The 26,050-nt window shown below is 67.5% G+C and carries 19 protein-coding genes; 7 read left to right on the top strand and 12 right to left on the bottom strand.

What is annotated here, in order from left to right; translation table 11 throughout:
* The first annotated feature begins 476 nt into the window (after window positions 1-476).
* Complete coding sequence (locus Amac_RS54440; RefSeq protein ID WP_155354434.1) at window positions 477-1,670, top strand: T3SS effector HopA1 family protein; 1,194 nt, start codon at window positions 477-479, stop codon at window positions 1,668-1,670.
* Window positions 1,671-1,762: 92 nt separating this feature from the next.
* Here the strand turns inward: Amac_RS54440 and Amac_RS57270 are convergent, their stop codons facing one another.
* Both Amac_RS57270 and Amac_RS12040 read right to left on the bottom strand, forming a co-directional pair.
* Window positions 1,763-1,894, bottom strand: a complete 132-nt coding sequence (locus Amac_RS57270; RefSeq protein WP_281356272.1) for a hypothetical protein — start codon at window positions 1,892-1,894, stop codon at window positions 1,763-1,765.
* Between the two features lie 40 nt (window positions 1,895-1,934).
* Window positions 1,935-3,134 (bottom strand): caspase, EACC1-associated type, encoded by a 1,200-nt coding sequence (locus tag Amac_RS12040; protein ID WP_281356271.1) that lies wholly within the window; start codon window positions 3,132-3,134, stop codon window positions 1,935-1,937.
* A gap of 470 nt (window positions 3,135-3,604) precedes the next feature.
* On the opposite strand from Amac_RS12040, the gene Amac_RS12035 reads away from it, so the two are divergent.
* The 3 genes from Amac_RS12035 to Amac_RS12025 all read left to right on the top strand — a co-directional run bounded on the left by Amac_RS12035 (window position 3,605) and on the right by Amac_RS12025 (window position 11,831).
* Complete coding sequence (locus Amac_RS12035; RefSeq protein WP_155354432.1) at window positions 3,605-5,776, top strand: DEAD/DEAH box helicase; 2,172 nt, start codon at window positions 3,605-3,607, stop codon at window positions 5,774-5,776.
* A gap of 66 nt (window positions 5,777-5,842) precedes the next feature.
* Window positions 5,843-7,258: a WGR domain-containing protein gene (locus Amac_RS12030; RefSeq protein ID WP_155354431.1), complete on the top strand. Its 1,416-nt coding sequence runs from the start codon at window positions 5,843-5,845 to the stop codon at window positions 7,256-7,258.
* Window positions 7,259-7,493: 235 nt separating this feature from the next.
* Window positions 7,494-11,831 (top strand): galactose-binding domain-containing protein, encoded by a 4,338-nt coding sequence (locus tag Amac_RS12025; protein ID WP_246268266.1) that lies wholly within the window; start codon window positions 7,494-7,496, stop codon window positions 11,829-11,831.
* Between the two features lie 100 nt (window positions 11,832-11,931).
* Here the strand turns inward: Amac_RS12025 and Amac_RS12020 are convergent, their stop codons facing one another.
* A complete protein-coding gene (locus Amac_RS12020; RefSeq protein ID WP_155354430.1) occupies window positions 11,932-12,141 on the bottom strand; it encodes a hypothetical protein in 210 nt (69 codons plus the stop codon).
* Window positions 12,138-12,884, bottom strand: coding sequence for a COG4280 domain-containing protein (locus Amac_RS12015; protein ID WP_218041029.1), 747 nt, complete (start codon window positions 12,882-12,884; stop codon window positions 12,138-12,140). Before Amac_RS12015 ends, Amac_RS12020 begins: the two co-directional genes overlap by 4 nt.
* 116 nt (window positions 12,885-13,000) lie before the next feature.
* Between Amac_RS12015 and Amac_RS12010 the strand changes: the two genes are divergently transcribed.
* Entirely contained in the window at window positions 13,001-13,561 is a 561-nt protein-coding gene (locus tag Amac_RS12010; RefSeq protein WP_155354428.1) for a Chromate resistance protein ChrB, read from the top strand.
* A 134-nt stretch (window positions 13,562-13,695) separates the two neighbouring features.
* Here the strand turns inward: Amac_RS12010 and Amac_RS12005 are convergent, their stop codons facing one another.
* Complete coding sequence (locus Amac_RS12005; RefSeq protein WP_155354427.1) at window positions 13,696-14,373, bottom strand: TetR/AcrR family transcriptional regulator; 678 nt, start codon at window positions 14,371-14,373, stop codon at window positions 13,696-13,698.
* Window positions 14,374-14,482: 109 nt separating this feature from the next.
* Between Amac_RS12005 and Amac_RS12000 the strand changes: the two genes are divergently transcribed.
* A complete protein-coding gene (locus Amac_RS12000; RefSeq protein WP_155354426.1) occupies window positions 14,483-15,415 on the top strand; it encodes an ATP-binding cassette domain-containing protein in 933 nt (310 codons plus the stop codon).
* Complete coding sequence (locus tag Amac_RS11995) at window positions 15,412-16,203, top strand: ABC transporter permease (protein ID WP_155354425.1); 792 nt, start codon at window positions 15,412-15,414, stop codon at window positions 16,201-16,203. Before Amac_RS12000 ends, Amac_RS11995 begins: the two co-directional genes overlap by 4 nt.
* 6 nt (window positions 16,204-16,209) lie before the next feature.
* On the opposite strand, the gene Amac_RS58365 is transcribed toward Amac_RS11995, so the two are convergent.
* The 7 genes from Amac_RS58365 to Amac_RS11960 all read right to left on the bottom strand — a co-directional run bounded on the left by Amac_RS58365 (window position 16,210) and on the right by Amac_RS11960 (window position 26,049).
* The gene (locus Amac_RS58365) at window positions 16,210-18,378 is read right to left on the bottom strand and encodes a helicase-associated domain-containing protein (RefSeq protein WP_155354424.1); all 2,169 of its coding nucleotides are present in this window, start codon (window positions 18,376-18,378) and stop codon (window positions 16,210-16,212) included.
* Window positions 18,379-18,478: 100 nt separating this feature from the next.
* Entirely contained in the window at window positions 18,479-20,782 is a 2,304-nt protein-coding gene (locus Amac_RS11985; RefSeq protein WP_155354423.1) for a tetratricopeptide repeat protein, read from the bottom strand.
* Between the two features lie 154 nt (window positions 20,783-20,936).
* Window positions 20,937-22,157 (bottom strand): serine hydrolase domain-containing protein, encoded by a 1,221-nt coding sequence (locus Amac_RS11980; protein WP_170322450.1) that lies wholly within the window; start codon window positions 22,155-22,157, stop codon window positions 20,937-20,939.
* 4 nt (window positions 22,158-22,161) lie between these two features.
* Window positions 22,162-23,178: an iron-siderophore ABC transporter substrate-binding protein gene (locus tag Amac_RS11975; RefSeq protein ID WP_174900160.1), complete on the bottom strand. Its 1,017-nt coding sequence runs from the start codon at window positions 23,176-23,178 to the stop codon at window positions 22,162-22,164.
* Window positions 23,175-24,011 carry an ABC transporter ATP-binding protein gene (locus Amac_RS11970; protein ID WP_155354421.1) on the bottom strand — a complete coding sequence of 279 codons (837 nt, stop codon included), beginning with the start codon at window positions 24,009-24,011 and terminating at the stop codon, window positions 23,175-23,177. Before Amac_RS11970 ends, Amac_RS11975 begins: the two co-directional genes overlap by 4 nt.
* On the bottom strand, window positions 24,011-25,027 hold the full coding sequence (locus tag Amac_RS11965; protein WP_155354420.1) for a FecCD family ABC transporter permease: 1,017 nt from the start codon (window positions 25,025-25,027) through the stop codon (window positions 24,011-24,013). Before Amac_RS11965 ends, Amac_RS11970 begins: the two co-directional genes overlap by 1 nt.
* Window positions 25,027-26,049: a FecCD family ABC transporter permease gene (locus Amac_RS11960; RefSeq protein ID WP_155354419.1), complete on the bottom strand. Its 1,023-nt coding sequence runs from the start codon at window positions 26,047-26,049 to the stop codon at window positions 25,027-25,029. Before Amac_RS11960 ends, Amac_RS11965 begins: the two co-directional genes overlap by 1 nt.
* Window position 26,050: the final 1 nt, after the last annotated feature.

The raw sequence follows: 26,050 nt of genomic DNA, 5'->3' as shown, positions 1-26,050 counted from the left end.
CGCCGAGCGAGGGGACCGGCGTGGCGCGAACGCCCACGCAGTCCAGCTCGACCGTCAAGCCCACGACCGTCGCCGGGTCCACCGCGCCGCCGCCCGGCGCTTCCAAGACGTCGGCGTTGGTGATCCCTCGTAAGCCACTGCCTATCGTGCCTGCTCACACTCAGACGGGGACACTCCCCCGCAAGCCTCTTCCACCCATACCGGCCCCCGCGAAGACTCCGGCCACGACCCTGGTCTCGGCCAAGCTGACGGTCGTCGAACCGCCGGTACCCAAGGGAGATCCGATTCCTCCGGTCAAGGCCACCATTACCGGGGGCACCGTGCTCAAGGCGCCTGCCAAGCTGGACACACCGCCGCCGCTCAGCCGGACACTCGTGCCGAGGATCACGATCCCCACCCAACGATTCACCTCCGATCGGGCGGCCTCTCCGACCGGAGCCTCAGCACTGTCCAAGACCAAACGCGGCCAGGGCTTCGTGGACGACGCGGTGCGCCGCAGGCTCAACGACGAACGCGACATGCTCTTCTTCGTCGATCTCTACAACCGCTGGTACGGCGTTGACGGAAACCTCAAGCCGCCCGACAAGAACAGCACGCGACAGAAAGACATCTACGCCATGATGGGCTTAGGCGGTGTCGGCTATCTGGAGGATGCGATCACGCTCCAGGATTTCCGCCAATTCGTCAACGGGGCCAAAGGAAATTACTCGGTCCGGCAGCAGAGTACAGAAAAGTACCCGCAATGGCGTGACGCGCTGACGGCGGGAGACTACTTCTATGTCGACAACCGGAAGTACCTCCCGAAATGGGATGATCTCGCATGGGTTGAGGGCATCAAGAAGCGGACGCGGCGCCTCATCGTCAATGTGCGGTCGCAGGACGCGGGGCTGCGTGCCGCAGGCGCCCTGACCAGGTTGCTCAGTGACCCGGTCGTCGGTCCCCACTTCTACCAGTTCAAGGTCTTCCTCTCCACCACGTCCCAACCCGAGCGCGACATCAAGAACGACAAGCTGGTGGTCTACTACATTGTCGGCCCCGACAGTGCGGACGGCGCCGACGTCGTGGGCGACCAGCTCGTGGCCGCCATCACCAGCGTGCTCGAGGCAGATGACGCCGACCCGGCCACCAGCCCGTTCTACTCAACGGTGACCACTCCCATCTCCTGGGCGGAGGAGGCGGAGGACTACCTCACTGGCTACACCGGGAAGAGCTTCACCCAAACCCGCTCCATGATCATCGCCGACGTGATCAACAACACCCCTCGCGTCGGCGACGCTGCCGAACTGGCCTATCGCATCCTCCTCGCGTTCGAAGACAAGGGCGTCAGCGCCCCAAGCCGCCACCGCCACACCGGCCGAACCGGCCCCACCGGCCCCACGGGAATCACTGGACTCGGTGAAACCACCGGAACACTGACCATCCCGACCACGGGAAGCTTCGGCACGACGACGTCAGATCCAACCGACACACTCACCACCACAACCACGACGACGCCGCCCCCGAGAACCACCACCACAACGACGACGCCGCCCCCGACAACCACCACCACAACGACGTCGAGCTCCCCGACAACCACCACGACAACCACCACGACCCCGCAGTCCGGCACCGATGTCGCGCCGACGCCGACGCCGACCACGTCCGAAGTTCTGACCGAATCCGGCGTCTGACGTCCAGGCTGACCGGACATGATCGCCTACGCACTGCGCCGGGGCGGCCAGGTTCGGCCGTCCCGGTTAGCCCAGCCCGATGAGGTGGGTGATCATGCGGCGCCAGATGTGGCCGGGGGATCCCGGCCACCGCGGATCATCCTGCCGGGGGGCACGTTGCCCTCGAAGTCGAGGTAGGTGGCCACCCGGGCGAGCAACGTGTTCAGATTGAGGTCGGTGACCACCGAAGCCGATATCACACAGCCGAATCAGGCCGGTCGGTGATTAATCCCGCCACCAATCTGATTCGTTCTGCGGGGTAATTGCCGCCGCCTCGTTCGGCTCTTCGTTGAGTAGCGCGCGCAGCTGCCCCAGATGGTCGGATATGCTGTCGCGCTGGCGGCTCAATTCTTCGACCTGACGTTGCCTCTCCCGGAGCAGATCCTCGGTTTCGGACAGCTGAGCAGATAATTCGGAGCCGGCCTGCTGCTCGGAATCGGCAAGGATGCTTTGGGCCACACTCGCGACCTTGGCAATGTCCGTGCTGGAGATCTGCTCAAGTTCTTTCCGAGCCGTGTACATCTGCTCGGGATCTCCGCTGAGTAACCATCCCGCCAGCACGTTGATGGCGCCGACGCGCACTTCGGGGTACGGATTGGTCAGCGCGGAATACAGCGCGTCCGGCAATTTTATCGGGGTGATGGGAATACCGACAGGATTGCGCGCCAAATAGATCGAGCCTTCGGCTCCGAAAAGCCAGCGCTGCGGTGTCTGCGCGGCACCATGCCGTTGGACATATTTATAGGCATAGTCATAGGAGTCTTCGACCGAAATATAACCATCTTTGTCCTGATCGGCGGAACCAGATCGAATCCCCTCGATCAACCCTGTCGTGAAGACTGATCCGGTAGCCCCCTGGTCGAGTGGTTCGCCTTCGAATGAGTACTCGCCCGCACGGGACGCGGTAAGGACCGCCCTGCCTCGGCCATGGCCCACGAGGTGCCGCCGAAGGTCGATCTCGGTTTCACCTTTGGCCCGCCCGGCGAAGGCGCCGCTGAAGCAGCAGTCCAGAATCAGAACCTGGCGCCGGGCTCGGCATTCGTCCAGCTGGTCGAGCAGCCAGCTTGACTCGATCCCCGTGGACGCCAAATGGCTCTTGTGGGTGTCCGTGGCGGCGAAGTAGAGGCGACCGCGCGCATCGAGAACACCATGGCAGGAGAGGTAGAGCAACAACAAATCATCGAGGCCGCAGCTCGACAAAAGATCATCTATGCTCCGCCGGATGTCTTGAGCGGATCGGTCCACAAGCGAGGAAACAGAAAATCCCCCGATCTCGGGGTCGCCGAGCACGTCGGCCAGGTTGACCGCGTCCTCGGCCGGAGCCCGGAGCCCGCTGAACGCAGGATCCGCATATGTCATCGTCGCGATAGCGAGAGCTCGGCGTGGGCCGGGCGGAAGCTTGGGCGCCGGTTGTATCGCAGACAAGCCAAACCTCGATGATCAGTCCTGGAGAGCCAATGTCGCACTCATTATTTTGCCGGACGAATCATAGATCCCGCATGCCCTGGATACCCATGCCAGCACCTTTCCGTACACGGATTGTCATCCACTCCTGCCCGAATGTCTGGTCGCCCTGGCGTTTCCTGCATTCCACCTGGATCCCGACTGGGAGTTCGACCCCACGTCATTTCGACCGCGGCTCGATCGCCGCCAGTCTCGCCGGGGTCGAACTCACCGAGGCGCTGAGAGCCTCGACCACTCAGCGCCCCACGTCACCGCCGGAGGCTGACCCGGCCCAGTAGTCCTCCTGCGTGCCGATCACGCGGGTCGGGGGAGCGAGACTCCCAGACGTCAAACTTGCCTCATCCTGGGCACCGGCGCGGTTGGCGTTGACTACAATTCACGAATTCTGTGGATATAACGCTGGACGTTGCGGCGCTGGTGAGGGGCGGGACGTGGACGGCTCAGGGGAGGAGGGAGCGGCCTTCACCACCCGGGATGTCAGGGACATTCTCGCCAGGGCGGTGGCCTTACGGGGAATCACTCAGACCTTTCTTGCCGACCATAACCAGGCCCGTGACGATGTCCAGAAGGCGCTGTCGGTGGTTCGCACGGAAGCCGCTCAGCAGGAATTGGGCGCGATTCCGTTAAGCCGGTTGAAGGACGTGACGGAAGGCCGCCTTCGGCTGGGGGCGGTCGAGCAGGCGGGCTACGCGTCGGTGCGGGACGTGCTGCGGGTGACGCCCTACACGTTGCAGCTGATCCCCGGGGTCGGCCAGCGTTCGGCGCGGCAGATCTACGCCGCCGCCCAGCAGATCGAGCGCGCGGTCGCGGACGCTGTCAGCATAAGGATCGACATCGATCGGCAGGACGCGCCCACCACCGACCTGCTCAAGGCGCTGAAACGGCTGGTGAACGCCGGTCCGAGCCTGGAACGCGCGCATCGGCTGGCCGGGTCGACCGAGGCACGACTGGCCGCGGCTCTGCCCGTCGCGCGTCCCGCGCGCAGTCGTCTTCGGATGTGGTTCGCCGGTGCGGAAGGCCGTCGCCGGGCCCGCGAAGCCGTCCACGAGATCTCGTCGCTCCTTTCCGAAGCCACCGCGGCCGACGCGCGCACCCTCTTCGCGCAGGCCTCCGTCGATCTGCTCCGTCCGGTGGCCAGCGATTTCGAAGCCTGGACGGACTATGAGATCCAGTCGCCGGAATATCAGGGTCTGCTCGCCGAGATCGGAGGAATAGAACCCGACCGGCCGGCCGCCGAAGGTTTCCTGTCCGACGACATCGCCGAGCGCGTCAAAGCCCAGGAACTCGACGACACGCACCGGACGGTTTCATTACGCGGATACCAGGCCTTCGGCGCCCGCTACGCGCTGGCCCAGCGCCGCGTGATCATCGGCGATGAGATGGGATTGGGCAAGACGATCGTCGCCATCGCCGCACTCGCTCACCTGAAGGCCGGCGGCGGTAAACATTTCGTCGTCGTCTGCCCCGCCAGCGTCCTCATCAACTGGTTACGGGAGATCGAGCGCCGGAGCACCCTCAAGGCGTACCCCATTCACGGCCGGGACCGCGCCGCCGCCACCGCGGAATGGACCCGCCTCGGGGGCGTCGGGGTGACCACGTTCGCCATGCTCGACCAGCTCGAACTCCCGGCCGAGGTGGCCGTGGAGATGCTCGTGGTGGACGAGGCGCACTACATCAAGAATCCCAGCGCCAAACGTTCGCTGGCCGTCGCCGAGTGGTGCGGGCGCACCGAACGCGTGCTCTTCCTTTCTGGTACGCCCATGGAAAATCGGGTCGAGGAGTTCCGCAACCTGGTCGCGTACCTCCAACCTGAATTGCTTTCCAAGCTTCGGATCGGCGACGGCGTGGCCGGGGCCACCGCGTTCCGCAAGGCGGTCGCGCCCGTCTACCTCCGCAGAAATCAGCGCGACGTTCTGGATGAGCTTCCCCAGATCGTCCACGTCGACGAGTGGGAGGAGATGAGCGAGGCGGACCTGGCCGCCTACCGGAGCGCCGTGCTGGCCGGGAAATGGATGGCCATGCGCCGCGCCGCCTATGCGGTCCCCGCCGAGTCGGCCAAACTCGAACGGCTCACGGAGATTGTCAAAGAAGCCGAGGAAAACGACCTCAAAGTCATCGTCTTCTCCTACTTCAAGGATGTCCTCGCGGCGGTGCGCGAAGCCCTCGGACCACAGATCCACGGCCCGATCACGGGAGGACTCTCGGCGGCACGTCGCCAGAAGGTTGTCGACACATTCTCGTCGGCACCCGGTCATGCGGTCCTGCTCAGCCAGATCGAAGCCGGTGGAACCGGCCTGAACCTCCAGGCCGCGTCGGTCGTGATCATCTGTGAACCCCAGGTCAAGCCGACCATGGAAGCCCAGGCCATCGCCCGCGCCCACCGGATGGGCCAGGTCCGTACGGTTCAGGCGCACCGGCTGCTCACCGTGGACAGCGTCGACGAGCGACTGCTCCACATCCTGGAGGCCAAGGCCGAGCTCTTCGACGCGTACGCCCGGCGGAGCGAGGTCGCCGAAGGCCTGACCGACGCGGTCGACATCTCCGACGCCTCCCTCGCCCGTCAGATCGTCGAAGAGGAGCAACGCCGCCTGGCACTGCTCTGATCTTCGGAAAAATGTCGTTGACCTCCCATACGCTCTCGCCAGTTGATCACAAGACCGGGAGGCGTCATGACATATCTGGAACTGTCCGAGGACAGCGGTAGCGCGCACAAGTACTACGAGGTCATCGTCTCCGGCACCGACGTGTCGATCAGCTACGGCCGGATCGGCGTGCCGGGGCAGACCAAGGTGTCCTCCTTCGCCACGGCCGAGAAAGCCCAGGCCGCCGCCCAGAAGAAGATCGACGAGAAGCTGCGCAAGGGCTACGCCCCGGCCGTCCGCGGCGTACGGCAACGCCGCGCGGTCACCCACCGGCCGACCGTCAGCCGGGCCTCCACCGCCCGCCGGGCCCCGGTGTTATGGCGGTTCGCCAGCGGCTCCGCCGCGTTCGGCATCTTCGTGGACCAGGAGCGCTGCTGGGTCGGCAACCAGCGCGGCGACGTCTACAAGGTGACCCACGACGGCTCGGTGGTCGGCCAGTTCAGGCTGCCCGACGGCGTCAAGTGCATCGTCGCCGACGACTTCTGGATCTACGCGGGCGCCGACGACGGCCGCGTCTACGACCTTTCCGGCAAGGTCCCCCGGGTGGCGTACGAGATCGCCGAAGACGTGGACATCTACTGGCTCGACATCTACGACGGCGTGCTCGGCGTCTCCGACGTGGCCGGGCGGATCACCGCCATCGATCACGAGGACGAGTTCCAGTGGGAGCGCAAGAGCAACGGAAGCTCCGGCTGGATGGTCCGCTGCGACGGCGACGCCGTCTACCACGGCCACTCCGGCGGGGTCGCCCGCTACGACGCCGGCGACGGCACCCCCGTCTGGCAGCGTGGCATTCCCGGCTCGGTCCTGTTCGGCTGGCAGGAGGAACGTTCGGTCTACGCCGGGACCAGCGCCGACCGCGTGGTCCGGCTGGCCAAGTCCGACGGCAGGATCGAAGCCACCTACCACTGCGACGACACGATCTACTCCTGCGCCACCGCCCCCGGCGGCCGCTACGTCTTCGCCGGAGACTCCTCCTCCTCGGTCTACTGCTTCGACGAGGACGGCACCCGCCTGTGGAAACTCGGCACCGGCTGCGGCTCCGCCCTCTCGATGCAGTACCTGGACGAGCGCCTCTACATCGTCACCGGCCAGGGCACGCTGGCCTGCATCGACGCCACCGAACAGGCGATCCTCGCCGCCCAGTCCGGCACCGTCCCGGAGCCGGTCGATGTGAAGGCCGCCGCCGGCCTGGTCGCGGTCGAACCGACCCTCGTCCTGGAAACCGCCACCCACTCCGACGAGGGCATCACGGTGGAATGTTTCACCGAGGGCGACCGCCTCCGGGTCCGCGTCCTGTCCCCCGGCTACGACCAGGGCTGGAACGTGCAGTTTCCCAAGGGCATCCGCGAGGCCGGCGCCCGCTACCTGGTGGAGGGCATCCGGACCGCGACCAGCGGCGGCTTCTACCGCGCGTACGGCGAGATCCGCCGCCTCCGCTGAAATTCACGGCCGCCCTGACATCCGGTGTTTCTCACCCGTTGACGGGACTGTTTCGCCTATGTAACATCCGATCAGCTCTGCGCAAAAATCTTGCAAGCTAGCGTCCGTTTTCTCGCTGTTCCTCGCAACTTCAGGGATGCACTGCGTCCGTGCACCTGCCCCGCATCTACGTGCGGCGAAGGCGCATGCCTTCAGACCCGGTCCAGTCGTGCCTGACGAGAGAAGAAGAACGCGAATGAGGAAGCTGAACATGCCGTTACGGCTGGTGGCGACGGTGGTCGCCGCCGGGCTGCTCGTGTGGGGGTCGGTCGTGCCGGCCTCCGCCGCGGGCGGGCCCAACCTGTCGCTGGGAAAGGCGACCCTGGCCAGTAGCGCCACCGGCGGACACGCGGTGTCGGCCGTCAACGACGGCAACCAGGCCACCTACTGGGAGAGCACCAACAACGTCTTCCCGCAGTGGGCGCGGATCGATCTCGGCGCCGCCACCAGTGTCGACCAGATCGTGCTGAAGGTGCCGGGCGATCCCGCCTGGCAGACGCGTAACCAGACGCTTTCCGTGCAGGGCGGTGCCGACGGGAACACCTTCAGCACGGTCGTGGCCTCGGCGAGCTACACGTTCAACCCGGCGACCGGGAACACGGTCACGATCAACTTCGCGGCCGCGAGTCACCGGTACTGGCGGGTCAACGTCACCGCCAACACCGGCTGGCCCGCCGCGCAGATCTCCGAGTTCGAGATCTACGGCGCCGGCGGCGGTGGCGGCAACCTCGCCTCCGGCCGGACCATGACCGGCAGCAGCGTCTCGCAGAGCTATGTCGCGAGCAACGCCAACGACGGCAACCAGGCCACCTACTGGGAGAGCATCAACAACGTCTTCCCCGAGTGGCTGCAGGTCGACCTCGGCTCGTCGGTGACCGTGAACCGGGTCGTACTCAAGCTGCCGGCGACCGACTGGGCCACCCGTACGCAGACGCTCGCCGTCCAGGGCAGCCAGAACGGCACGACCTTCACCGACATCGTCGGCTCGGCGGGGTACGTGTTCAACCCGGCCAGCGGCAACACGGTGACGATCACCTTCAACCCCGCCTCCACCCGGTACGTCCGGCTGAACATCACCGGCAACACCGGCTGGGCGGCCGGGCAGATCTCCGAATTCGAGGTGTACGCCCCCGCCGGCACCGACACCCAGCCGCCGAGCGTGCCGACCAACCTGGCCTTCACCGAGCCGGGCGGCGACCAGATCCGGCTGACCTGGACCGCCTCCACCGACGACGTGGGCGTGACCGGCTACGACATCTACGCCAACAACCAGCTCCGGGCCAGCGTCGGAAATGTCACGACATACACCGACACTCAGCCGTCCACGGCCACCGTGACGTACTACGTCCGGGCCAAGGACGCGGCGGGCAACCTGTCGGGCAACTCCGCCAGCGTGACCCGCAACGGCACGCCGGGCGGTGACACGCAGAACCCGAGCGTGCCGGGCAACCTGGCGTTCACCCAGCCGGGCGCCGGCCAGATCCGCCTGACCTGGACCGCCTCGACCGACAACGTCGGCGTCACGGGCTACGACATCTACGCCAACAACACCCTCCGCGCCAGCGTCGCCGGAAATATCCTGACGTACACCGACACGCAGCCGGACAGCGCGACCGTGACCTACTTCGTGCGGGCCAAGGACGCGGCGGGCAACCTGTCCGGAAACTCCAACAGCGTGACCCGTAACGGCACCGGCGACCCCGGCTCCAACCTCGCCATCGGCAAGGAAATGGTGGAGTCCGGCCACGTGCACACATTCGTGGCAGCCAACGCCAACGACAACAACACGGCCACCTACTGGGAGGCCAACTCCGGCGCCTTCCCGAACACGCTGACCGTCAAGCTCGGCTCCAACGCCGTGGTCAGCTCGGTCGTGCTGAAGCTCAACCCGGGCACCGAATGGGGCACCCGCACCCAGAACATCCAGGTGCTGGGCCGCGAGCAGAGCGCGACCGGCTACACCAACCTGGTCTCGGCCGCCAACTACACCTTCAACCCGGCCTCCGGCGGCAACTCGGTCACCATCAACCTGAGCGCGACCGTCGCCGACGTACAGCTGAGAATCAACAGCAACACCGGCGCGCCCGGTGGCCAGGTCGCCGAGTTCCAGGTGTTCGGCGTGCCCGCCCCCAACCCCGACCTCACGGTCACGGCCCTGTCCTGGACCCCGCCGACGCCGAACGAGACCAACGCGATCACCCTGTCGGCCACGGTCCGCAACTCCGGCACCGCCGCCTCCGCCGCGGACAGCGTCAACTTCTCCCTCAGTGGCGCGCTGGTCGGCACCGCCGACATCCCCGGCCTGGCCGTCAACGCCACCGCGACGGTGACCGCGAACATCGGCACCCGCGCGATGGGCAGCTACGAGGTCAGCGCCCGGGTGGACGCCGACAACACCGTCTTCGAACAGAACGAGACCAACAACACCTTCGTGGCGCCCACCCCGCTGGTGGTCGCCCAGGCCCCCGGCCCCGACCTGCAGGTCACGGGCATCACCTCCAACCCGCCGAACCCGGCCGTCGGATCTCAGGTCACCTTCACCGTGGCCGTCAACAACCGGGGCACCACCGCGTCGGGCGCGACCACCGTCACCCGGCTGTCGGTGGGCGGCACCACGCTCAACACCAACACCGCGTCGATCGCCGCCGGGGCCACCGTGAACGTGGCCGTCACCGGCAGCTGGACCGCCACCAGCGGCGGCGCCACCATCACCGCCACCGCCGACGCGACCAACGTGGTCGCCGAGACCAACGAGGGCAACAACACGCTCTCGCAGGCCATCGTGGTCGGGCGCGGCGCGGCCGTCCCGTACGTCGAGTACGAGGCCGAATCCGCCAGCTACCAGGGCACCCTGCTGACGGCCGACGCCCTGCGCACCTTCGGGCACACCAACTTCGCCACCGAGTCCTCCGGCCGCCAGTCGGTCCGCCTGAACAGCACCGGCCAGTTCGTCGAGTTCACCTCGACCAACCAGGCCAACTCGATCGTGGTCCGCAACTCCATCCCCGACGCCCCGGGCGGCGGCGGCATGGACGCCACGATCAGCCTCTACATCAACGGAACCTTCGCCCAGAAACTGAACCTGTCCTCGCGCCACAGCTGGCTCTACGGGAACACCGACCAGCCAGAAGGCCTGACGAACACCCCGCAGGCCGACGCCCGGCGGCTGTTCGACGAGTCGCACGCGCTGCTCGCGCAGAGCTACCCGGTCGGCACCAAGTTCCGCCTGCAGCGCGACGGGACCGACAACGCGCCCTTCTACATCATCGACCTGATCGACCTGGAGCAGGTGGCCCCGCCGACCAGCCAGCCGGCCGGCTGCACCTCGATCACGACCTACGGCGCCATCCCCAACGACGGGCTCGACGACACCACCGCCATCCAGCGCGCCGTCACCGACGACCAGAACGGCGTCATCAGCTGCGTCTGGATCCCGCCGGGCCAGTGGCGCCAGGAGAAGAAGATCCTCACCGACGACCCGCTCAACCGGGGCCAGTTCAACCAGGTGGGCATCAGCAACGTCACGATCCGCGGCGCCGGCATGTGGCACTCCCAGCTGTACACGCTGACCGAGCCGCACCTGGCCCAGGGCGGCATCAACCACCCGCACGAGGGCAACTTCGGCTTCGACATCGACAACAACGTGCAGATCTCCGACATCGCCATCTTCGGTTCCGGCCGCATTCGCGGCGGCGACGGCAACGCCGAGGGCGGCGTGGGGCTGAACGGCCGGTTCGGCCTCAACACGAAGATCAGCAATGTCTGGATCGAGCACGCCAACGTGGGTGTCTGGGTCGGCCGCGACTTCGACAACATCCCCGACCTGTGGGGACCGGGCGACGGCCTGGAGTTCACCGGCATGCGGATCCGCAACACCTACGCGGACGGCATCAACTTCACCAACGGCACGCGCAACTCCAAGGTGTTCAACTCCTCGTTCCGTACGACCGGGGACGACTCGCTGGCGGTGTGGGCGAACAAGTTCGTGAAGAACCAGGCGATCGATGTCGCCCACGACAACCAGTTCATCAACAACACGATCCAGCTGCCGTGGCGCGCGAACGGCATCGCGATCTACGGCGGGTTCGGCAACAAGATCGAGAACAACCTCATCTACGACACCATGAACTACCCCGGCATCATGCTGGCGACCGACCATGACCCGCTGCCCTTCTCCGGCCAGACGCTGATCGCCAACAACGCGCTCTACCGCGCGGGCGGCGTCTTCTGGAACGAGGACCAGGAGTTCGGCGCGATCACCCTGTTCGCCCAGAGTCAGCCCATCCCCGGCGTCACGATCCGCGACACCGACATCTTCGACTCCACCTACGACGGCATCCAGTTCAAGACCGGCGGCGGCGAAGTGCCGAACGTCGCCATCACCAACGTCAAGATCGACAAATCCAACAACGGCGCCGGAATCCTGGCCATGAGCGGCGCGCGCGGCAGCGCGACGCTGACCAACGTGGCCATCACCAACTCGGCCACCGGCAACATCGTGATCCAGCCCGGCTCCACCTTCGTGATCAACTAGCCGGCCCGATCGACCGGCCATGCGGGCGCCGCCCCGCATGGCCGGTTTTGTTGTGTCAGCCCAAAGTTCTGATCGCAAGACACCAAGAGATGCCATGGCCTTACTTGCGCACATCGACCACCATGCTCACGACGAAGAACAGGAAGAGCGCGACCGCGCCAACGATGACCAGGATGGAACCGGAGAGCAGCCCGGTCGTCATGGCTATGGCGGTGAGGGCCAGCGCGGTGAGCACCGCTGCCGCGATCTTCCAGTCGTCGCCGATGATGAAGTCGTACCAGAACCGTCCGAAGGCCTTGAGGAATCTCATCGGGCCATCTCCTTTCGCAGCAGGGGCAGGGTGGCGACGAGGAGCCGGGAGAGCAGCAGCCAGCCGGCCAGCAGGACCAGGATGGCCAGGTCGCCGCCGGGCCACTCCAGGCTGTGGTGCTCGGAGCTGAGCACGCCGAGGCCTTCAACCGCCCAGTAGGTGCCGAAGGCGGCCAGCAGCAGGCCCACGCCGTACTTGAGGGTGTTCTCGGGGATCATGGAGAGCGGGCGGTGCAGGACGGCGCCGAGCACGAGCACGAGGGCTCCGGCCGCGACCGCGCCCCACACGGCGCCACCCATGTTGCCGGCGCTCAGGCCGAAGGTGATGACCACGAAGACCACCTCGACGCCTTCCAGGAAGACGCCCTTGAACGAGACGACGAAGGCGAAGGTGTCGATGCCGAAACGCCGGTCGGAACCGGCCGCGCGGGCGGCGGCGGCCTGGTTGGCGAACTCCTCGGTCTCGTCGTGCAACGCCTTCAACCCGCTGGAGCGCAGCGTCGCCTTGCGCAGCCACTGCAAACCGAAGATCAGCAGCAGTGTGCCCACGACCAGTTGGAGCGCCGCCTCTGGAAGCCAGGTGCTCAGCGCGTAACCGGCCGCGAAGGTGAATGCCGTCAGGGCCACCAGCGCGGCGATCGTGCCCGCGATCGCCGATCGCCAGCTCCGGGTGAATCCCATGGCCAGCACGATGGTCAGCGCCTCGACGAACTCCACGAACGACGCGATGAAGGTGGAGCCCACCAGGCCCCAGGTCGTTCCTTGCACTATGCAACGCCCTCTCTAGATGTAACAGAAGTTTCAACGAGACCTTAGTTACATTGTGCTCGGCATGTCAACGGACTGGTAGCCTGCTGGCCATGGCGAAGGAACCCGAGAACGAGCGGCGCTGGCTGCTGCTCGTCTACCGTGTGCCGTCCCAGTCCTCCAAGGCCCGGGTCGCCGTCTGGCGTGATCTCAAGCGGCTCGGCGCGCTCTACCTGCAGCAGGCGGTCTGCGTGCTGCCCGACCGCGAGGAACTGCGGGTCGCGCTGGATCGGGTGCGGGAGCGGATCGCCGAGCTGGAGGGTTCCAGCCACTTCTTCGTCCTGGACGATGTGGACGAGCGCGAGCACCGGCAGATCCTCGAGGGTTTCCGGGCCAACTCGGCCAAGGAGTATGACGAGATCGTCGAGGAGTGCGAGACCAAGTTCTTCAAGGAGATCGAGTTCGAGCGTTACCGGGAGAACTACACCTTCGAGGAGGCCGAGGAGATCCGGCAGGATCTGGAGAAGCTTCGCCGCTGGCTGCGCAAGGTGGAAGGTCGTGACTGGGTCGGGGCTCCCGGCCGGGAGCACGCCCGGGATCGGGTGGCCGAATGCGAGCGCCTGCTGGAGGAGTTCGAGGCCGACGTCGCGGACCGGGTCGGCGAGGCGGGCTGACCGTCAACGCGCGGCCGGTCGGGCTTCGAGCCCACGTCGTGAAATGGGCTGACCGTTAGCGTGCGGCCGATTGGGTGTCGTGAAGTGAGCTGACCGTTTAGCGCGATACCGACGTCGCGAAGTGGGCTGACCCTTTAGCGCGCGGCGAGTTGGGCTTCGAGGCCGTCGAAGATGACCTGGAGGCCGAACTCGAGGCTCTTGTCGGGCGCCTCGCCGTAGCCGGCATCCTGGACGGCCTCGATGCGGGCGTGCAGCCGGGGGAACCGCATCGCGATCTCGCTGGCCTGCGCCATCATCTCCTTCATCTGCTCCTCCGCGTCGCCGCCCTCCCGGCGCAACCGCCTGGTCAGCGTGACCGCGGCCGACTCGCCCAGGGTGATGCCGAGCACGAAGATGAACACCGTGGCCATCGCCCGGTCCGCGTCGGCGCCGACGAACCCGGCCTTCTCGTAGATCGCGAGACCGTGGTCGTCGTGGCGTGACTTCCCCGGGCCGTACATCACATGGGTGCCCATGGCCATCACCAGCCAGGGATGCCTGATGATCATGTCGTAGAGGCTGTGGGCCATGGTCGTGGCCGCCGTGCGCCAGTCGACCGCGTCGAGATCGGGGAGTTCGATCTCGTTCCACACCTCGTCGCCCGCCAGCTTGACGAGGTTGTCCTTGCTCTTGACGTGCCAGTAGACCGCCGTCGCGGCGGAGCCGAGCCGCTCGCCGAGGCTCCGCATGTTCAAGCCTTCCAGACCTTCGGCGTCCAGCAGCTCGATGGCGGTCCGGACGATCCGCTCGGTGGTCAGCGTGTCGCGCGGCATGCGCCCAGGATACGGCATTGCACATTGTTCAAGTAAGGGACTTGCACAGTGTTCAAGTTCGGCTCTAGGCTGCTTCTTGAACATTGTGCAAGTCTTCTTGGGAGGGCAGATGGCCATCACCGCCAGAGGGTTGAGAAAGTCTTACGGAGACCACGTCGTGCTCGACGGCATCGACCTGGACATCGCGGAAGGGACGATCTTCTCCCTGCTCGGGCCCAACGGCGCGGGCAAGACCACCGCAGTCAAGATCCTCACCACGCTCATCAAGGCCGACGGCGGTCAGCTGACCGTCGGCGGGCACGACCTGGCCCGCGAGCCCGACGCGGTCCGCGCCATGATCGGCGTCACCGGCCAGTTCTCGGCCGTCGAAACGCTCCTCAACGGTGAGGAGAACCTCCTGCTCATGGCCGACCTGTGGCATCTGGAGCGGCGTCACGGACGGCGGCGCGCGGCCGAGCTGCTGGAGCGGCTCGACCTGGTGGAGGCGGCGAAGAAGCCGGTCATCACCTATTCGGGCGGGATGCGCCGCCGGTTGGACCTGGCCATGACCCTGGTCGGCTCGCCCCGCGTCATCTTCCTCGACGAGCCCACCACCGGTCTGGACCCGCGCAGCCGCCGGGGGATGTGGCAGCTCATCCGCGATCTCGTCGCCGACGGGGTCACGATCTTCCTCACCACCCAGTACCTGGAGGAAGCCGACCACCTCGCCGACCGGATCGCGGTCCTCGACCACGGCAGGCTCGTCGCCGAAGGCACCGCCGAGGAACTCAAGCGCCGCGTGCCGGGCGGCAGCATCGCCCTGCGCTTCGCCGACGTCGCCGCCATGGACGCCGCCGCCCGCGTCCTGGGCCAGGTGACCCGCCATGACGACGACCTCAGCTTGCACGTCCCCAGCGACGGCGCCGTCGCGACGCTGCGGTCGGTGCTCAACCAGCTCGACAGCGCCTCGGTCGCCGTCGAGAACCTCTCCCTGCACACCCCCGATCTCGACGATGTGTTCCTGGCCCTGACCGGAAATATGGAAAGGAAGGCCTCGGCATGAGCACCAGGTCCTACGCGGTAACCGATTCGATCACGATGCTGCGCCGCGATCTCAAGAAGATCCTGCGCTACCCGACGTCCGTCATCTTCATCGTCGGCTTCCCGCTCCTCTTCCTGCTGCTTTTCGTGTACGTCTTCGGCGGCGCCCTGGGCACGTCCGTCGCCAACCTGGGGAACGGCAGCACCAGCTACGTCGACTACATCGTGCCCGGTCTGGTCGTGATGACCGCCGCCACCGGATCCCTCGGCACGTCCTCGTCGGTCAACGTCGACATGACCGAGGGGATCATCGCCCGATTCCGTACCATGGCGATCTTCCGCCCCTCGATCCTGATCGCGCGCGTCGTCTCCAGCATGATGCAGACCTTGACCAGCATGGCGCTGATCTTCGGGGTGGCACTCCTGATGGGCTTCCGGCCGACCGCGGGAATCGGCGAGTGGATCATGGCGATCGGTCTCCTGGCCTTGGCCACCTTCGCGCTCACCTGGCTGGGCGTGGCGTTCGGCGTCGCGGCCAAGACCCTGGACGCGGCCAGCAACGCGCCCTTCCCGCTGATCATTCTTCCGTTCGTCGGCAGCGGGATCGTGCCCACCGAATCCATGCCCAACGGCGTACGCCAGTTCGCCGAATATCAGCCCTTCACGCCCATCATCGAGACGCTCCGCGGCCTGCTCATGGGCACCCCGATCGGCCACAACGCGGTGATCGCCATCGCTTGGTGCGTCGGGCTCTCGATCGTCGGATTCCTCTGGGCCAGGAAGAACTTCAACCGTGACCGCACCCAGTAGACGCGGTCACGAGAGGTTGGCGCGGCGGGTGGCGGTTCGTTCGACCACCGTCGCGCCCGTCTCGGCTTCGAGCACCGGGGTGTGGCCGGCGGCGCGCAGGGCGGCGAGGGTCTCCGCCTCGCCGACCGAGCTGATCAGCACGGTGGGCGCGATCTTGCGCAGGCCCAGCGCCCGGAGCGCGCGCGTGCCCGCGAGCTCGTCGATGAGAGTCTCGTCGTCGGAACGGATGCAACAGCCCGAGCGGACCACCCGCATCCGTCCGTGGACCCGGCCGACGTCCTTGATCAGGTATTCGAAGGGCTGCGGCAGGGGCGCTTCGGCGACCGCGGCGAGGCGTTCGAGCAGGTCGGTGGCGTCATGACCCAGGTCGAGCGCGTGGCGTACGCTCGCCGGGCTGAACCGCCAGACCACGGCGTGCCCTTCGGACTCGCGTGCCGCCATCCCGTCCAGCAGGTCGGCCAGCGCCGCCTCTGGCGTTCCCCGTACGACAGCGGTCAGGTCGGCCTGGAAGAAGGCGGTGACCTGCGGGGCCGGAAGCATGTCGGCCAGGGCGGCGACGAGCGTTTCCGTCGACGGATCGGAGGTTTCCGGCGCGCGGAGCAGGTCGAGCAGGGCGTGCCCCAGCTGGGTCAGCGCGCCGCGCGCGACGACCCCGAGCAGTTCGGCCTCCCGGAGGGTCGCGGTCAGGCATCCCATCATGTCGGGCATGTCGGCGGCGTGATGGGGCCGGTGCCAGGTGGCGCGAGCGACCAGGTAAGGCAGAGCGTCCTGGCCGCTGCCCTTCCCGGGAGGCAACGCGCCAAGCGCTTCCAGCACCGCATACCGGACGCCGACCGCGTAGGGATGGTCCGGCTCGGTGAGGGCCACGGGCGGCCCGTCCTGATCCGCTGTGTAGGTGAAGATCGCGTCCACGCTCGCCCACCCGACGATGATCCTGACCAGCCGTTCCTCCGTCCGCCCGGTCCGCCACTCGTCGTACGCCGAGGTGGGCAGCAGCGTCACGACCGGCTCCGGAAGCTTGCCGCGATGACCCTTGGGCCGCGGAACCGGCTCGGCGTGCGCGCCAAGCAAACCGGCCTGAACCGTCAGGTCCAGCCAGAACCGGGTGATCTCCTCGGCCAGCCCGAGCGTCTTGGCCAGGCGTTTGGTGTCCCGCACCGCGAGCCCACCGGACTTGCGTACGGAGGGAGGCTGGACGGCGCACGCGGCGATAAGCCGATCGATCTGGGAAACGGCGGCGAGCGCGGCGGCCTGAGCGGAACCATCAGCGCCGGAAATATCCGGCAGCTCCAGCGGCGGCGAGGGCGGCCGCGGATGAAAGCGGGCACGCGGTTCACCGAGCACCGCCGTGGCCACCTCGATCGGCACCTCCGCCACCTCGGGCGCCCCGGCCGGCAGCAGCAGCCCTCGCGCCGCCAGCCACTCCGTGTTCGCGTCAGCCGAGCCCGAAACCCGGAAACTGGACTTGGCGCTGTAGGCATCGGTCTTGAACACATGAGTCCGAACCCGCGCGCCGTTCCGGACAATGTTCGCCAGCCACTCCTGCGCGGCAGCAGGCCCCTCGGCAAGCAGTTCACGCACCCGAGCTTGGTCGGTCAGCACCGCGAGCACGTTCCGCTGCGCGACCTCACGCGTCCCCACCTTGCCCAGTCCAAGCGCACCCGCGATCCGATGCACCTCCGGCGCGTTGAAGTGCGCGCTCATGAGCTCGCCCGCCTGCCGGCCCAGCCCCGCCGCATCGGTCAGGTGCAAGTGCACCGCGTTCGGCACGACCACCGACTTGCCATACGGCGGAAGCACCAGCACCTTGCCGGCCAGCCCGTCCAGCACGGCCTCCGCATCCGCACGCGCCCCGGGCTCGGACCCGGCCAGCAGCCCGACCACATCGGCACGCGGCACCGCACGATCCCCAGGATCATGGCCATGCCAGTAATGGCTAGGCAGATCCCCGTGCCGCCGCGCCGCCAGCCAGGCCACCGCCGCCAGCGCCTCGACCTCGGGAAGCGTGCAGGAGTTGAGAGCGTTCAACGCCACCGGATACTGAAGCAGCAGCCGAGCAAGATCACGCGGCGAAATATCCCCATTGCTGACGTATCCGGCTCCAGCCAAGAGGGCCCGCAATTCGCCCGGAGCTTTGGCCTTCAACCAAGCCGCCAGATGGCGTTCCGTACTCACTGACGCACCCTATCCAGCTTCGTCGATTTTCCGGGAGCCCGATTGTCGTAAGGGTAGGACGAGACGTGAGGTGCGGCTCGGTGAGACAGAGACATCGCGGTCAGCGCGTATGGAGGGCTATCAGATGGTCCGTTTTGAGCGTCTCGGGATGGGCTGGGCCGAGATATCGCTGCTGGAGGTGGAGGACCTGGCGATAGATTCGATCCGCCTGGTGGGAGTGGCCCTGGGCGGTGAGCACGTTGGCGAGATCGCGGCGGGTGGTGAGCAGCCGGGCGTCGGAGTCGCTGAGGACCTGCTCCATGGTGGCCAGGACGTCGCGGAGCATGCTTTCGGCCTCGGCTGTGCGGCCCAGTGCCGCGCGCGTGCGGGCCAGGGTCGCCCTGATGGTCAGCGTCAGCGGATGCTCGGCACCCAGTACGCGAGACACGGCGTCCACGACTTCGGTGCCCATGTCTTCGGCGTCCTGGTGTGCGCCGCCTTCGTTGGTCCAGTGGGCCAGATCCGCCCAGGCATCGAGCGTTCTGGGATGTTCCTCGCCCAGGACGCGGCGGTCGATCTCCAGCGCTCGGCGGCAGAGGCTCGCGGCCTCTTCCGCATCGCCCTGCACACCCACTGACCAGGCGAGATCGACGATGGTCGTCAACGTGTCGTTGTGTTCGGGACCCAGGAACGCCTCCTGGTCGGCGATCAGGTCGCGGTACATCTGTTCGGCTTCGCCGTACCGGCCCTGAGCCAGGATCGCCCCAATGAGCTGATCTCTGGTGAGGAGCGTGCCCGGATCAGCATCGCCCAGTACGCTCCGCCGGTCCTCAAGGGTGGCGCGGAACAGGTCTTCGGCTTCGCGGAAGCGGCCTCGGGAGACCATAGTGACACCAAGAGTGTGTCGGGCTTCGATCACTTCGGGATGCCGGTTTCCGAGCCTGGACACCGCGGCGAGCCGGACGCGTGCCATCTCCGCACCGCCCGCGCCCTCCTTGTTCCCGATCAGCCACAGTGAGTAGACCGCGCTGCCCGCGGCGTCCGACAAGCGCAGCAGCGCCGGTTCGCCCAGATGAGGGGCCGCCCAGAGGAGAAGCGCTTCCACATGGGGGATCAGCCTCTCCCATTGCGGCCAGTCCGCGGGACGTTCGACATCCAGCGCCCCGGCAGCGTCGCTGACCAACCCCACGGCCAGCTCCGGAATCGAGGTGTCCTCCGTCATCCGCGCCCGGCAGGTGTCGGCCACCACCGGATGGAGCGTAAGGTCGGGCAGACCCCCCGGCACCGGAACTGCCTCGATCAACGCTAGCTCGGCCAGAGCGCGCAGGCTGCTCTCCGTCACCGCCGGGCCGAGCAGGGCCATCGGGATCGGCGTGGTCGGCGCGAAGCAGGCCAGCAGGTAGAGCATCTCCCGCGCCCGCTCCACGCCTTGGTCGGCGAGCGCGTCGAGCGAAAGCTCCCAGGTTCGCGAGACCGTCGCCCGCGCGTCGGAACGCGCGGTGGGCAATTCGGCGACCCCCGCCTGACCGCTGTCCAGCGCCCGCCGGTAGTCCGCGAAGGTGTGCCACCGCGCGAACGGAGAGGTCAGATGCACCGCCGCCAGCTGCAGCGCGAGGGGCAGTCCACCCAGACGCCGGGCGAGCTCCAGCGCCTCCCGCCCGTCCGGATCGGGGATGTCCGGAGCGGTTCCCCGAAGCACCGCCGCCGCCGCGACGTCATCGAGAACCTTCAGCGGCACCACCCGCACGCCCCTTCCCCAGACCTGGGGATCGCCCACCCGTGTGGTCACCAGCGTGAAGACGTTCCCGCCTCCCCGTACCCAACCAGCGCCGTCCGCGGGTGTCGACTTGCCGTCGGCGGCCAGCACAGCCGGCACGTCGGCGTTGTCGAACACCAGCAGGGCCTTGCGGCTCCCGGCCGGGCGCTCGGCCAGGAATAACCAGAACCGGTCGGCCGCGGTCGGCTCGGCATCACTCACCTCCCGCAGGAGCGACTCGGGCGCGTCCAGCCGTCGAAGGATCTCCACGATCCCGCCACGCAACGACACCGAATCCGCGACGTTCACCCACCATACGGACCGACCACGCCGACGGAACTCCGCAGCCAGCCACAACGCCACCGTCGACTTACCGACACCCCCCATCCCGGCCAGCACCAAGGCATCGGGAGTACGCCTGCCGCCGCGCCTCAGCGCGCTCCTCAACTCGGCCTTGAGACCGTCACGGCCCAGAACCTCGACCGGAAGGCGACCGTAGGGCGCCGCGACCGGAAGCGCGCCAGTGGAATAGGCGGACGGCGAACGCCCTGGTCCGCTGCGCACACGCCGGGCATCGCGACGATCCAGCACCGCCACCCGAAGCTGCCACGCGCCAACCCCCAGCGCGGCGACCCCGGCAAGCGAGGCCGCGGCAGTCAGCAGATCCATATCCTGACAATAGAACTGCAGCCTGGCTCGGTCATCGCAGCATCTGAGGTCGCGTCCGGCACCGGTTCTCCAGGGCGGAACGACGCGAACTCCTCGGAGATTTCCAAGAACGGCCCAGGCCTGAGGATCTGCCGCAGGTCTGGGCCTTCGCTGGTTACTCCGCTGCGAGTTGGTCGCCGAGGGCGATGAATCCCTGGATTGTCGCCTGGGCGAATTCGTCGATCCAATGTTCGGGCCAGGTCGAGTGCTTCACCACGACCATCCGGGCCGGTTCATGCACCATGATCATTTGGCCGTAGATGCCGGAGGCGTAATAAACGCCGCCTCGCGTGCCTTCGCGGGCCACCCACCACTGGTTCCGGTAGTAGGCGCCATCCAGTGGCAGATAGAAATGGCCGCGCTGGCCGAACACGTCGATGCTGTCCGGATCGGGTGTCACGATGTCGCGTACCCACGAGTCCGGAACGACACGCTCCCCGGTCCCGGACAGGCCACCCCGGCGCATCAGCTCTCCGAAGCGGGCCAGGTCACGCGGGGTCGCCGACAATCCGACGTCGCTGAGCGCGTTTCCGTGCCCGTCGACGGTCATCTCGGCCTCGTGTTCGGCCCCGAGCAGCGACCACAGCCAAGCGGAGAAGAGCTCGCCGTGGCGCATCCCGGCGGCTCGTTCGGCTCCCCATCCGAGCAGGCACGTCAGGAAGGAGCGGTAGTCGTACTCCGAGCCATGCTCTTTGACGTTCGGGAGGCCGGTGTAGACCGGCCAGATGTCCGGGACCAGCGAGGTGTCGGTGATCGGCTGCCAGCCGGTGATCTGCAGCTCCTGGTCGTAGAGCTCGTCACCCAGGCGCGCAGTGCCGGTACGCATGTCCAGCATGTGCCGCCACCGCGCCCCCGCGTAACTCGTGTCACCAAGCTCCGGCAGCGTGTCGGTGACCAGCGCCTCGGGATCGATCAGCCCCTTGCCGACAGCCGCCCCGAACAACGTCGACGTGAGCGATTTGCTGACTGACATGCACAGGTGCTTCGTCGCGCTGTCCATGCCCTGGTAGTACTCCTCCGCGATGATCTCCCCGTCCCGCAGCACGACGAGCGCGTCGGTGTAGGTACGGTCAACGATCTCGCGCACCGAACCCGCCCCGGATCCCAGGACGTCGGCGGGCTTGCTGGGCAACTCCCACACCGGTCCGGTGCCGCGGGAGATCGCCACCGACGGCATGAGCTCGCGTACGTGCTGGAAACTCCACCGGTTGAACGGCGGACGCCGCCAGTTGTCGAGCGTGACCAGCCGGTGCGCGGGCGAGGGCGTGCCCCTCATCAGGTCGGGGGCTCCAACCACGCCGCCATCGGCGACGTGGGGGGCGATCACTGAGGCCATGAGGTCAGCCCGCCTTCTTCGCGGCCGCGGAGAGCGCGGAGACATAGGCGTCCAGACCCCACGTGAGCGAGAGCGCCGTCGGCGGCGAAACCGCCGAGATGAGCTCCGCGCCGACGATCGAGGCGACGGTGCCCCGCTTCACCTGCGACATTGCCTGCGCGTAGTCGGCACGCAGGAACGTGTCGGCCTCGTCCTGGGTGGTCGCGAAGTTGACGAGGATGTCGCTCTCCAGCGAGTCGAGCTTCTCGTAGCTGAGCGTGTAGGTCACCAGGTTCTCGTCGCTGTCGAGCGCGGAAACGGCGGGGGCGTCCGTGAGCCCGAGGTCAAGCCCGAACTCGACCCGCGGGTCCGCCTTCGTGTACACGTAGAACGTTCCCGATGAATCCCACACGAACGCCACCGACTTGCCGGTCAGTTCGGGGTGCGCCTTGGCGGCTTCGGCGACGGCCGTGCCGATGCCGTCGAGCACCTTCTGGGCGTCGTCCTTCTTGCCGATCGCCAGGCCCGCGGTCGTCACGATGTCCTTCCACGGCGTCGACCAGGCTTCGCCCGGGTAGCCGACGGTGGGTGCGATCTTGCTCAGCGTGTCGTACTGCTCCTTGGTGATGCCGGAGTAGGTGGCGAGGATGAGGTCCGGCCGGGCGTTGACGATCTCCTCGTACGGCGGCTCTTCGGAGTTCGACAGGATCGTCGGCGTCGCCGCGCCGAGCTGCTGGAGCTTGTCCTTGATCCAGGGGCGCATGCCCTTCTCGTCCGCGCCGTAGGTGGCGAACGGGATCGCGACCGGGACGACGCCCAGCGCGAGCAGGGCGTCCTCGCTGCCGATGCCGAGCGTCACGACCCGCTCCGGCTGCTTGGCGATCTCGGTCGTGCCGAAGGTGTGGGTGATCGACACAGGGAACGCGCTGGACGTCGCGGGCGCCGCGCTCGCGGGCGCCGCCGTCTCGGGTTCGGCGCCGCACGCGCTCAACGCGAGGGCGAATCCGGTAGCGAACACCAGCAGCCGAAAGGGTTTCATCATGATGCCTCCTGGATTGAGGGGTGAGGACGGCAGTGGAAGCGGCCGATCGGGACGATCAGGGGCGCGGAGGTCGCCGGATCGTCGATGACGAGTGATTCGAGCCCGAACGCCGCGGACAACATCCCCGGCGTCAGGACGTCGCGCGGCATCCCCTCGCCGGCGACGCGCCCGGCGGCCATCACGAGGAGATGGTCGGCGTAGCGCGCGGCGAGGTTGAGGTCATGGAGCACCATGACGACGGTCGTCGAGTAGGTCGTGTTGAGTTCGGTGAGCAGGTCGAGCAGCTCGATCTGGTGGGTGAGGTCGAGATAGGTGGTCGGCTCGTCGAGCAGGAGGATGTCGGGATCCTGCGCGAGCGCCATCGCGATCCACACCCGCTGCCGCTGACCGCCGGAGAGCTGGTCGACCGGCCGATCGGCGAACTCGATCATCGAGGTGGCCCGGAGCGCCGCCGCGACCACGGCGTCGTCGTCATGGTCCCGGCGCCGGATCCAGGTGTGGTGGGGATGCCGACCGCGGCTCACCAGGTCGGCCACCGTGATTCCGTCCGGCGCGGTCGGGTGCTGCGGCAGCAGCCCGATCATCTGGGCCAGCTTCTTGGCGGGCATCGAGTGGATGTCATGGCCGTCGAGGGTGACCGACCCGGACGAGGGCTTGAGCAGCCGCGAGAGCCCGCGAAGGGTGGTGGACTTGCCCGAGCCGTTGGCTCCGACGATCACCGTGATCTTCCCGGCCGGGATCTCGATGTCGATGCCGTGCACGACGAGTTCGCGGTCGTAGCGCAGGTGCAGGCCCTCGGCCTTCAGCTCGCGCGCGTCATGGTGGCGTGACATCAGCTTCTCCTCGACAGGCGGTCCGGCGAACTCAGGAGACGGATCAGGTAGCAGCCGCCGAGCAGCCCGGTGACGACGCCGACGGGAGCCTGCACGGTCTCGGGCAGCACGTGCTGGGCGACGAAGTCGGCGACCAGCACGATGACGGCGCCGACCAGCGCGGACGTGCCGAGGGCGAGCGAGCCGGTGCGCGCCAGCCGCCGCGCGATGGGCGCGGAGACGAACGCCAGGAACGCGATAGGGCCGACGACGGCGGTGGCGACCGCGATGAGCGCCGAGGCCAGGACGACGGTCGCCAGCGTGGTTCGCTCCGGGTTGACGCCCAGCGACGAGGCTGTCTCGTTGCCCAGCTGCAGGATGCGCAGACGTGGCGCGTTCGCGGCGACCAGGACCAGCAGCGGCGCGACGGTCACGGCGAGCAGCAGCACGTCGGTCGCGCTCGCGCCGCCGAGGCTGCCGACCATCCACACCAGCGCCGTCTGCGCCTTCTCCACCTTGCCGCGCGTCAGCAGGTATCCGATGACGCTGTTGGCGATGAACGCGAAACCAATACCTATCAGGACAAATCGGTAGCCGCTGCTGCTGGCCAACAGATAGACGCAGGCGGCGACGACGGCTGCCCCCAGCAGCGCCGCGACCGACACGGCCGGGCCGGTGAGGCCAAGACCGATGATCGCGAACACCGCCGCGGCGCTGGCGCCGCCCGAGATGCCGATGATGTCCGGGCTGGCGAGCGGGTTCCGCAGCACGGTCTGGAAGAGCGCTCCGGCGACCGCGAACGCGACCCCGACGATGAGGGCCACGAGCAGGCGGGGCAGGCGTAGGTCCACGATCACGAACCGATCCATCGTGTCGCCCTGGCCCATGAGGACAGCGAGCACCTCGATCGGGGATCGCGCGTACGCGCCGCTGGCGAGCGAGACGAACGCCGCGGTCACCAGCGACACGGCCAGGGCCGAGTTGACGACGATCGTCCGGTGGCGGAGGTTTCGGCGGGCGGTGTGGACTGGGTTCATCACAGTCCTCCCAGCCGCAGCCGGCGGACGAGGACGATCATCAGGGGCGCGCCGATGAGCGCGACGGCGAGTCCTGCTTCGAGCTCGCCGGGCGGCACTACCAGCCGTCCCGCGACGTCCGCAGCGAGTAGGAGCGCCGGGCCGACGAAGAAGGTGTAGGTCATGATCCAGCGATAGTCCGGTCCGGCGAAATGGCGGGCGATGTGCGGCGCCACCAGCCCGACGAACACGATCGGACCGGCGAGCGCCGTCGCGGCGCCGCTCAGCAGCACCACCGCCGTGAGGCAGATCAGGCGCATGCCCGCCACGCTCTGGCCGAGACCTCGCGCGAGGTCGTCGCCGAGAGCGAGCAGGTTGAGGCCGCGGGCCGACGCGAAGGAGAGCACGATCCCGGCCAGGACGAAGGGCCACAGGATGCGGACCATGCCGAGGTCGCGACCGGCGAGTGAGCCGACCTGCCAGAACCGGAACTGGGCGAGCGAGCCGGTGTTGCTGAGCAGGATCAGCGTGATGAAGGAGCTGACCACGGCGGTGAGGGCAGCCCCCACCAGGGTCAGTTTCAGCGGGCTGCCGCCGTCGATGCCGAACGAGCCGACGCCGTACACGACCCCTGCGGCCAGGACCCCGCCCAGGAAGGCGAACCACACGTAACGCGACGGCGAGGTGACGTCGAACCAGGTGATCGCGACGACCACGGCGAGGGCGGATCCCGCGTTGATGCCGAGCAGTCCAGGATCGGCGATCGGGTTGCGCGAGACCCCTTGCATGAGAGCGCCCGCGAGGCCCAGCGCGACCCCGGCGAGCAGGCCGATCAGCGTGCGCGGCAGCCGAAGCTCACGGATGATGCGCTGGTCGTCCCCCGCCGCCTGCCAATCCAGCAGGTGCGCCAGCGGGATCGAGCGGGATCCCAGCGCCAGGCTCAGCGCGATGGCCACGAGCAGCAGCGCGACCACGAGAAGCAGCTTCGACCAGGCGCGGGAGGGCCCACGCGTGATCGGGCCCGCTTCGGAGAGCTGCGTCATG

It is taken from the genome of Acrocarpospora macrocephala (genome assembly GCF_009687865.1).
Taxonomy (GTDB): Bacteria; Actinomycetota; Actinomycetes; order Streptosporangiales; family Streptosporangiaceae; genus Acrocarpospora; species Acrocarpospora macrocephala.
This window is presented reverse-complemented; position numbering and strand designations above follow the sequence as displayed.